7 protein-coding genes are annotated in these 9,583 nt (G+C 64.8%); 5 read left to right on the forward strand and 2 right to left on the reverse strand.

What is annotated here, in order from left to right; all coding sequences use genetic code 11:
* The first annotated feature begins 260 nt into the window (after positions 1–260).
* From DU475_RS06820 to DU475_RS06840, 5 genes are all read left to right on the forward strand, one after another.
* The gene (locus DU475_RS06820) at positions 261–761 is read left to right on the forward strand and encodes an RNA polymerase sigma factor (protein ID WP_235677236.1); all 501 of its coding nucleotides are present in this window, start codon (positions 261–263) and stop codon (positions 759–761) included.
* Positions 762–1,295: 534 nt separating this feature from the next.
* Positions 1,296–1,832: a MotA/TolQ/ExbB proton channel family protein gene (locus DU475_RS06825; RefSeq protein ID WP_164631435.1), complete on the forward strand. Its 537-nt coding sequence runs from the start codon at positions 1,296–1,298 to the stop codon at positions 1,830–1,832.
* Complete coding sequence (locus DU475_RS06830) at positions 1,829–2,179, forward strand: DUF2149 domain-containing protein (RefSeq protein WP_164631437.1); 351 nt, start codon at positions 1,829–1,831, stop codon at positions 2,177–2,179. Before DU475_RS06825 ends, DU475_RS06830 begins: the two co-directional genes overlap by 4 nt.
* A 111-nt stretch (positions 2,180–2,290) precedes the next feature.
* Entirely contained in the window at positions 2,291–4,417 is a 2,127-nt protein-coding gene (locus tag DU475_RS06835) for a TonB-dependent receptor family protein (RefSeq protein ID WP_205524256.1), read from the forward strand.
* 11 nt (positions 4,418–4,428) lie between these two features.
* Positions 4,429–8,376 (forward strand): cobaltochelatase subunit CobN, encoded by a 3,948-nt coding sequence (locus DU475_RS06840; protein ID WP_052960659.1) that lies wholly within the window; start codon positions 4,429–4,431, stop codon positions 8,374–8,376.
* A gap of 103 nt (positions 8,377–8,479) precedes the next feature.
* Here the strand turns inward: DU475_RS06840 and DU475_RS24220 are convergent, their stop codons facing one another.
* Together DU475_RS24220 and DU475_RS24225 are read right to left on the reverse strand one after the other, a co-directional pair.
* Entirely contained in the window at positions 8,480–8,818 is a 339-nt protein-coding gene (locus tag DU475_RS24220) for a hypothetical protein (RefSeq protein ID WP_013502874.1), read from the reverse strand.
* Positions 8,819–8,832: 14 nt separating this feature from the next.
* Positions 8,833–9,264 carry an ArsR/SmtB family transcription factor gene (locus DU475_RS24225; protein ID WP_234713390.1) on the reverse strand — a complete coding sequence of 144 codons (432 nt, stop codon included), beginning with the start codon at positions 9,262–9,264 and terminating at the stop codon, positions 8,833–8,835.
* Between the last annotated feature and the right edge of the window lie 319 nt (positions 9,265–9,583).

A 9,583-nucleotide genomic window follows, 5' to 3' on the forward strand; every position in this document is an offset into this window, starting at 1 on the left:
GGGACGCATGGGATCAACGGTCGACGACGGCAAGACCCGTAATCTCGGTTTGATGCGTAGTTTAGAATTCAACCAATCATCGATTGCAAAGACCGCCGCGGCGTTGACAGCTCCGCGAGGAATGCGGTTAGAAGAATATCGGCGGTAATGTCCGTATCCATCGCTCCCGAGCCCTGTCGGTTCTGCGGCGATGGCGGCGTGCTTATTACTTCGAACGTTCCGCGTTCGGGGCCGTGCTGATGCGCTACGATGGGGATGTCATGTCGTCTGCGACGGATCTGCTCAACATTTACGGATCGGAGCAGGGCCAGCTCAAGCGGATGGTTCGGCGCATCACCGGCAATGCACATACGGCGGAGGACGTCGTCCACGAGACGTTCATCAAGCTGATGAATCGAAAGGTGGGCGAGCGTGACGTCGGTCTCGTCGTCACCACGGCCCGCAATCTCGCCTGCGATGTGCTGCGCGCGGAGCGGGTGCGGGCGTCCTACGCCAACAACGTGTCGAGCGAGCAACTGCAGACCGGCGTCGTCGATCCCGAGGACGCGGTGGCGAGCCGGATGGATCTCGACGCGCTGTTTCGCGCGCTCGAGACGCTGCCTCGCCGCACCCAGCGCATCTTTCTTCTCAGCAAGGTCGACGGGATGACCTATCCGCAGATCGCCCGCAGTCTGAAGATTTCGGTGTCGACGGTGGAGAAGGAAATGATCTCCGCCCTCGAATTCTGCCGGACCTGGCGACAACGCCGCGAGAGAAACTAACCGCGGGAACGGTTCGTCCTCTGTTTCTTCGACCGAGGTTGTCGTTGCCTTCGAAGACGAGTGATCGGTTTGTGCGTCCCGGATCGGCCGATCCGGATGCCGTTGCCTAACGACCTCCACCAAACTTCTACCAATCCTCGCCCTGTCAGAACGCCGCGTGCCGTTGTCTGCGCTTGTCGGCGCCGGTGCGGCCCGCGCGGTGAATGCGCGCTCTGTCTTCCGGAGCGCGATCGTGCCGCGGATGCTTTCGTCGGGCCGCTGTTTGCACAGTCATCGGACGCGCCCGGACATCGCGCTCCTTGACTTCGGTTGAATGCAATGTTGTAACATTACATGTAATATAGTTACATCATCGCTCCCGGCGAGCGGCACATCCCCGGTCAAAGCAACGTCAAGCCCGCATGGTGCGGGATCGAGAAGTCATGTCCGATCACCACATTCGCCAATCTCCGGCTTTGCTGTCGCGTGCCGGTCGCCGCATCCCCCGACCGCTGCGGTGCGGGGATTCTCGCCGATCGACGGGAGGCTCCGTCGATGTGGGCTGATCTGTCGGGATTGCTGCTCGCACCGGTTCACCTGCTGATTCATCTGCTGTTTCTCGCGGCGCTGTTCGAAAGCGGCCGTCTCTGCCTGCAGTGGGTCTTCCGTCTTCGGAATCGCGGCGCCCTGAACGAGCCGGACCGCGAAGCCGCCGGATATCCGATCGCGGCGATGTTCGCGCGCGATTCGACGATCGGCGTCGAACAACTCGACGTCGCGGCGATGCGTCGTCTCGAATTCATCCGGATCGCCACACGCGTCACTCCGATGCTCGGCTTGATCGCGACGCTGATCCCGATGGGGCCGGCGTTGGTGGCGCTGACCAAGAACGACGTCGCGCAGATGAGCGAATTGTTGCGCTCGGCGTTCTCCGCCGTGGTGCTGGCGCTGGCGGCCTCCAGTCTTTGCTTCTGGATCGCCACGGTACGTCGCCGCTGGTGTGCCGAGGAGGTGATCGCGGTGAAGCGTCATCTCGAAGACAACGCAAGCGGTGCTTCGCCGCAGCGGATGCCGGAGCGGAGGACGGCATGAGTCTTCGCCTGCTCGAGGAAGACGACGAACTCGATCCGATCCTGTCTGTCGTCAATCTGGTCGACGTGTTCCTGGTGATGATCGGCGCGCTGATGATGATCATCGCGGTCAACCCGCTCAATCCGTTCGCGTCGGAGAAGGCCGTTGTGGTCAGGAATCCGGGGCAGCCGCAGATGGAGATGATCGTCAAGGACGGCGAGAAGATCGAAACCTACAAAGCGAGCTCCGAGATCGGCAGCGGCGAAGGTTCGCGCGCCGGCGTCGCCTACCGGCTGCGGGACGGCTCCTTCATCTACGTGCCCGAGCCGGGCGCTGCGAACTCCCCCTCACGTCAACAACGCCAGTGACCCCGCGGTTCGGAAATCAGTAACATGCGCAATTGGTATCTTCAGTCGGTGGCCGCGCTCGCGCTCGTCGCGGGCAGCGACTCGGCCCTCGCTCAATCATCGACCGGATCGATGCTGCTCGACACCATCGAGGTGCTGTCCGATCAAGGCCGCGAGGTCGGCGTGCCGACCTTCGAGCAACAGAAGGAGCGATTCATCCGCCGGCCCGGGGCCGAGACCGTGGTGTCGGTGCAGAATCGCGATCCAGGCACCACCAGCAATCTGCGGCAGGTGTTCGAGAACACGCCGGGTGTCTACACCACCGACCGCACGCCGGGATCGTCCGGCTTCATTTCGATCCGCGGCAGCGATCTCGCCGCCAGCGGTCCGCGCGGTGGCCGCGGCGTCCGCGCCTATATCGACGGCATTCCGCTCGGACGAACGGACGCCGGATTGACCAACTCGTTCCTCAACATCAATCCCGCCCAGTACGTCGAAATCTTCCGCGGCGGATCGAGCCTGCGCTACGGCTCGCTGTCGACCGGCGGCGCCTTCAACATCGTGTCGAAGACCGGACGCAGCAACCCCGGCTCGATGATCTCGTTCGGGATCGGCAGCTACGGCTATCTGTCCACCGTGCTCGAGACCGGCGGCTCGAAGGGCGAGTGGGACTGGTTCATCCAGGGATCGGGCTATCGCAACGACGGCTATCAGGCCCATACCGGCGAGCGCACCGGCCGTTTCGACGCCAATTTCGGCTATCGTCCGAACGAGGATTTCGAGACGCGCTTCTATATTTCGGCCGGCTCGAACAACAACGATCTGGCCCAGACCGTGCGCCTCGATCAGTTGCGGGAGCAGGGACGCCAGGCCGGAACGCTCAACCTCAAGGCCGACACCGACCAGAATTTCCACTACACCCGGATCGCCAACAAGACGACGATGCGGTTCGGCGACACCACGGTCGAGGCCGGCGGCTACTATCTGTACTCGCTGCTCGATCACATCCCGTCGCCGTTCGCGGGCATGATGGACTATGCCTGGAAAGACTATGGCGTGTTCGGCCGTGTCGAACACCAGACGTCGCTGATGTCGCTGCCGACCGAGTTTGTGGCCGGAGCCCGCGTCAACTACACCGACGGAAATTTCAAGCAATGGACCTGGGCCAACGGCGGCCAGGACAGGGGCCGGCTGTCGCGCGCCTGGGATTTCAAAGGCTGGGTCTGGGAGAACTACGGCGAGGCGGCGATCGAAGTGGCGCCGCGGCTGCGCACCTTCGTCGGAGGTCAGGCGGTCTACATCAAACGCGACCAGACCGACGTGTATTCCGGCGGAACCTTCGCGGCGGTCAACAACCCGAACCTGCCGAACGGTCCGCAGCCGGGGCGGCTGGCCGGAAAGTACGCCGAATTCGATCTCGAATACCGATCTTTCAATCCGAAGATCGGGGTCAACTACGAAGTGGTGACGAGCCATTTCCTGTTCGCCAACGTCACCCGCAGCTTCGAAGCGCCGACCAACAGCGACGTCACCGACGTGCTCAATGCCGAAAAGACCTTGCAGGCCGCCAATCCTTCGGCGCGGTTGCCCCGGGTCCGGTCGCAATCGGCGTGGACGGGCGAGATCGGCGTGCGAGGCGGGCCCAGCGTCTTCCAGTACGACCTGACCCTGTATCACATGCGGCTGAAGGACGAGATCCTGACGCGGTGCGCGACCGCTGCGGAAGGTGCCGGATCGAGCTGCGCCACCACGATCGCGTTCAACGCGGATCGCACGATTCACCAGGGCATCGAATTCGGCCTCAAGACCATTCCATTTCAGCACGTGTTCAAGGCCGGCGACAGCATCTTCGTCAACGGGGTCTACAACCTCAACGACTTCCGCTTCGACAACGATCCGCGCTTCGGCAACAGCCGAATGCCGGTGGTGCCGATGCATCAGGTGTTCGTCGAAGCCGGTTACCGGCTCGATACCGGGTTCTTCGTCTCCGGCAACGTGCGCTATCTGTCGAAGCGCACGACCACCTTCGACGGGTCGGGCGGTGACGCCTTCGTGGTCCCGGAGGTCGCGCTGCTCGGCGCCAAGATCGGCTTCAAGGCGCCGGACGGCGACTGGTCGGCGTTCATCGAGGGACGAAACCTCACCAACGAGCTCTACGTCTCCGACTTCTCCGCGATTCCGATCGCCACGGGAGGTTCGCCGTCGGTGCGGCTGGGCGACGGCCGCGCGGTCTATGCCGGCGTCAGCAAGCGGTTCTGACGGGGCGTCCAATGACGAGCATCGTGCGCAGCCTGCTGGTTCTGATCGCATTGGCCGGCTTGTTCGGAACGCCCGCGCAGGCCGAACCGGAGCGCCCGGTGTCGATCGTGGTGTTCGCCCGCGATCCGTCGTCGCCGGCGAAGGGCAAGCTGCTGGAGCAGATCGCGCAAGAGCGCGGCCTGGCGCTGCAATGGGTGTTCACCGATCGCGCCCGGCCGGCGGAGCTGGCGGCGAAGCTCGCGGGCGCGGACCTGGTGATGTTCGACTGGGTGATGGAATTTCTGCTGCCGCAGATGTTCGCCCAGCTCGGTGAGCCGCTGAAGCAGTTCTCCGGAAAGGTCTGGGGCGGCGCGATGTGGCGGCGCCCCGACGTGGCGAAGGGAGTGACGGCCGAGCAGGGGCAGCGGATCCACGACTACTGGGTCAACGGCGGCGTGGAGAACCTTCGCCATCTGATGGACTACATCAAGGTCGACGTGATGGGCCGAAGCGGCGTGTCGCCGCCGCCTGCCGTGACCATGCCGGAGCAGGCGCTGTATCATCCCGATGCGCCGGGCAAGGTGTTCGCCGATCTCGACGGCTATCTCGCCTGGCGGGCACCGAAGCCGGGGCAGCCGGTGATCGGGATCGGCTTTCATCGTCTCGAATTCGCCAACGACAACACCGCGCATATCGACGATTTGATCCGGCGGATCGAGGCCAAGGGCGGCTTCCCGCTGCCGTTCTGGGATCCCAACGACGGCCGCAAGGTCGCAGGCCTGATCGTCAGGGAGGGAAAGACTCTGCCGGACGCGCTGGTGTCGTTCACCGGCGTCTACACAAACGTCGACGAGCAGAAGAAGTGGATGGGGTCGATCGACCGCACCGTGTTGCAGGCGATCGTGTATCACGGCGGCGATGCCGAGGACTGGCATAACGACCAGGAAGGCATGCCGGTTTCCCGGCAGGCGGTGTTCTACACGCTCGGCGAGGCCGCCGGACGGATCGACGTCACCTTGATCGGCGCCGGCCGTCGCGGCGACGAGAGGACCGAGGCGATTCCGGCCCAGATGGACGCGCTGGCGGAGCGCGTGCTGAAGCAGGCGGCGCTTCGCCTGAAGCCGAATGCCGACAAGAAGCTGGCGATGTTCGTCTGGAACAGCCCGGCCGGCGAGGAGAATTTCGCCGCGTCCTATCTCAACGTGCCGGCGTCGATCGTCGAGATCGCCAAGGCGCTGCGCGACGACGGCTATGCGATCCCGGCGTTCGATGAGCAGGCGGTCGTCGATACGCTGCGCAAGCTGATCCGGCCGTATTATCGAAGCCGCGATCCGGCGGAACTCACCAGACTGGTCGACGCCGGCCTGGCGATGCGGGTGCCGGTCGCCGAGTATCGCGCCTTCCTCGCCAAGCTGCCGCGCGAGACCCAACAGGCAATGACGGAGCTGTACGGACAGCCGGAAGACGCCTACCTGGTGCTGCGCGACGGCGATCGGGCGGATTTCATCGTGCCGCGCTGGCAGCTCGGCAATCTCACCATTCTGCCGCAGCCGTTGCGCGGTGCGCGCCGGGCAGACGAGGACGGCCTGACGCACGACAAGACGCGACCGCTGCATCATGCCTACCGCGCGGTGTATTACGGTGTCGTGCATCGGGCGGGGGTCGACGCGATCGTCCATCTCGGCACCCACGGCACCCAGGAATGGGCGCCGGGCAAGGAGCGCGCGCCCTCGGTGGCCGACGATACCCAGTCGACGATCGGCAACGTGCCGGTGATCTATCCTTACACGGTGGCCAATGTCGGGGAGGCGATCATCGCCCGCCGCCGCGGCCGTGCGACGACCATCTCGCACAACTCGCCGCCGTTCGCGCCGTCCGGCCTGCACGGCGAGTTCACCGAGTTTCACGAATTGCTGCATCAGTTCGAGACCGGCGAGCAGGGCGGCGTCCGGGACGCGATCGGCAAGCAGATCGTCGCGCTGGCGCAGAAGCTGAAGATCGACAAGGACGTGGGCTACGACGAGGCGCGCATCGCGGGCGACTTTCCTGGCTTCATCGCCAAGGTGCACGCCCATCTGCATTCGGTCGGCGCGCTGCCGCAGCCGCTCGGGCTGCACACTTTCGGCAAGGTCGCCGAGGCCGACAAGACGCTGCTGACGATCCTGCAGATCCTCGGACCTGATTATCTCGAGGCGTTCGGCGAAGATCCGCAGGAGTTTCTGGCGCGACCCTACGACGGCATCCAGCACAGCGAGCCCTTTGCCGCCTTGCGCAAGGCGGTGATCGACGGTGTCGACCTCGGCTTTGCTCCGCAGGCCGCAAGGCCGCTGCTCGACGAGGCAAAACGGCATTTCGCCGCCTTCACGTCTCCGCTGGAGCTCGACAGCCTGAAGCGCGCGCTCCGCGCCGGCTACGTTCCGACCTCGACCGGCAACGATCCTTTGCGCAACCCGGACGCGGTGCCGAGCGGCCGCAATCTCTACGGCTTCGATCCGCGCAAGCTGCCGACCAAGGCGGCCTGGGAAGCGGGCGCCAAGCTCGGCCGCGACCTGATCGAGAGCTACCGCGCCAAGAACGGCCGGTATCCGGACAAGATCACGTTCTCGCTGTGGTCGACCGAGACGCTGAACCACTTCGGCGTGGTCGAGTCGCAGATCCTGTATCTGCTCGGCGCCGAGCCGATCTGGAATCCGCGCGGTGACGTCGTCGGCGTCCGGGTGATCCCGGCCAAGGATCTCGATCGTCCACGCGTCGACACCGTGCTGTCGCTCACCGGTCTGTATCGCGACAATCTGCCGGAATTGCTCGCGCTGTTGCAGGGCGCGGTCAACCGTGTCGCCGCGCTCGAGGACGAGCTCGGCAATCCGCTGGTCGCCAACAACCGCAAGGTCGTCGAGGCGCTGCTGGCGAGGGGCATCGATCCCGAACGGGCGAAGCGTCTGGCGCGGGTCCGGATGTTCGGCAACGAATCCGGCAGCTACGGCACGTCGTTGCCGGAAGCGACGGTGGCGTCCGGAAGCTGGGACACCGAAGCGACGCTGGCGACAAGCTATCTGTCGCGGATGTCGTGGCTGTTCGGCACCGACGACGACACCCGTAACGTCCGTCTCGACGGCATCAATCTCTACGCCGAAGCGCTCAAAGGCACCAAGGCCGCGGTGCTGTCGCGCTCGTCGAACAATCACGGCGTGGTCTCGATCGACCATCCGTTTGAATATCTGGGCGGCATCGGGCTGGCGGTGCGTCACCTCGAAGGCAAGACACCGGAGCTGTTCGTATCCGATCTGAGAAACGCCCGCGACTTCCGCAACCAGACCGTCGCCGAGTTCATGAGCCAGGAATTGCGGTCACGCTATTTCCATCCGCGTTACGTCAAGGAGCTGATGAACGAGCGCTACGCCGGCGCCACCAAGATGGTCGACGTCGTCAACAATTTCTGGGGCTGGAACGTGATGGACCGCGGCTCGGTGCGGGCCGACCAGTGGCAGGAGTTCTTCGAGGTCTATGTCGACGACAAGCTGAAGCTCGGGATCAGGGACTACTTCAAACAGCATCATCCCGCAGCGCTCGCGCAGATTTCGGAGCGGATGCTCGAAGCCGTTCGCAAGGGCTATTGGGACGCGCCCGAGGACGTCGTGCGCAAGCTCGTCGAGACCCATCAGGAGATCGCCCGCAGCCGGGATCTGCTGGTTGAAAACCGCAAGTTCGCGGAATTCGTGGCCGGCAAGGCCGCTGGCTACGGCCTGCTTCCGGTAGCCGAGGCAAAGGCTGAGCCTGCCCGGCAGGACACGGCGGCGGCGACCGAGCAGGTGCAGGGGATCAAGCTGGAGAAGCAGGCCGACAATGCTGCAGATCAGCCGGACAGCCACTGGCTGCTGTACGGCATCGTCCTCGGCATGTTCGGTTTGGGTGCGCTGTGGGAGCTGGCCCGGGCCGGCTCCGCCGGCGGCCGCCGAGCTGCCGGATCGTCGGGGCCGTAGTCATCCGGCACCGGCCGGCTGCGCCGGCATCGATCCCGATCACCCCCGGCCCGGAAGGCGCAGACTGGAGGCACCTTCCGAAGCGCCGGCAGCGCGCGTGGCGTCAGGCGGTTTCGAGCGGACCGTGGTCGTCGCAATGGTCGCCGTGCGGGTGATGCAGGTGACCGTCGACCAGATAGTCGACGTGGTCGCCATGCGGCACCGCCTCGTGTCCGCAGCCGGGGCCGTGGGTGTGCGTGCATTTGGTCTCGGGCGTGCACTTCACCGGATTGGTCTCGGTGACGCCAATGACGTGCTCGTCGACGTGGTCGCCATGCATGTGATGCAGATGGCCATCGTGCAGGTAGTCGACGTGGCCGTCGTGCTTGACGGCGGTGTGTCCGCAGTTCGGACCGTGCTGATGATCGTGGTTGGCGTGGTGGGGGTGATCGCAACTGGCCATGGGCGCATCCTTCCTCAGTGAGCGTGGGCGTGGGGGGAGTTGGGTTCGGCAGCGTGTGCGACGGCGCCGCGGATCATCTGAAGGACGTGATCGTCAGCGATCGAATAGAACACGTGCTTGGCCTGACGCCGCCGTTTGACCAGCCGTGCCGCATAGAGCGACTTGAGGCGGGCGGAGACGGTCGTCAGTTGCTCCTGGGCGAGCTCCGCGAGTTCGGACACGCAGATCTCCTGCTCGGACAGCCGGATCATCAAGCGAAGCCGCTCCGGATCGCCGAGCGCCTGGAACATCGCCGCGGCGCTTCGGATCTGCGGTTCGGGGGGAAGATCCGGAAGCCGGCGAGGCGGGTGCTCATGCCGGTCGGTCGCCCGCTTGCTGCTGCCCGCGGATCCGGTCGCAGCTCGCTTCGGACGTTCCGGCCGGTCACGTCGCGCGTCGGCTTTCATCTCACTAATCTCTCAATCCATCGATTGATGGATTGAGAGATTAGGACGGTCCCAGGTCGGTGTCAACGCGCCAGCGCGGACACCGCGGGATTCCGGACGACCGATCGATGCTGCCGACCGGGGCGGGCGGCGACGGCGCGTTCTGTGCGCACCCTCAGTCTTCCCGACGCGACAGCGGTGCCGCGCCCGCGGTGTGCGGAAGGGAACGGGAGGGCTCAGCGTCCGACCGGGAACGGCCGCCCATCGATGATGGCCTCCATCGAGAAATACGATGTGACGGTCTCCAGCTCGGTCTTGTTGATGATGGTCTGGTACACCT

Origin of the sequence: Rhodopseudomonas sp. WA056 (genome assembly GCF_010906995.1) — a bacterium.
Taxonomy (GTDB): domain Bacteria; phylum Pseudomonadota; class Alphaproteobacteria; order Rhizobiales; family Xanthobacteraceae; genus Rhodopseudomonas; species Rhodopseudomonas palustris_G.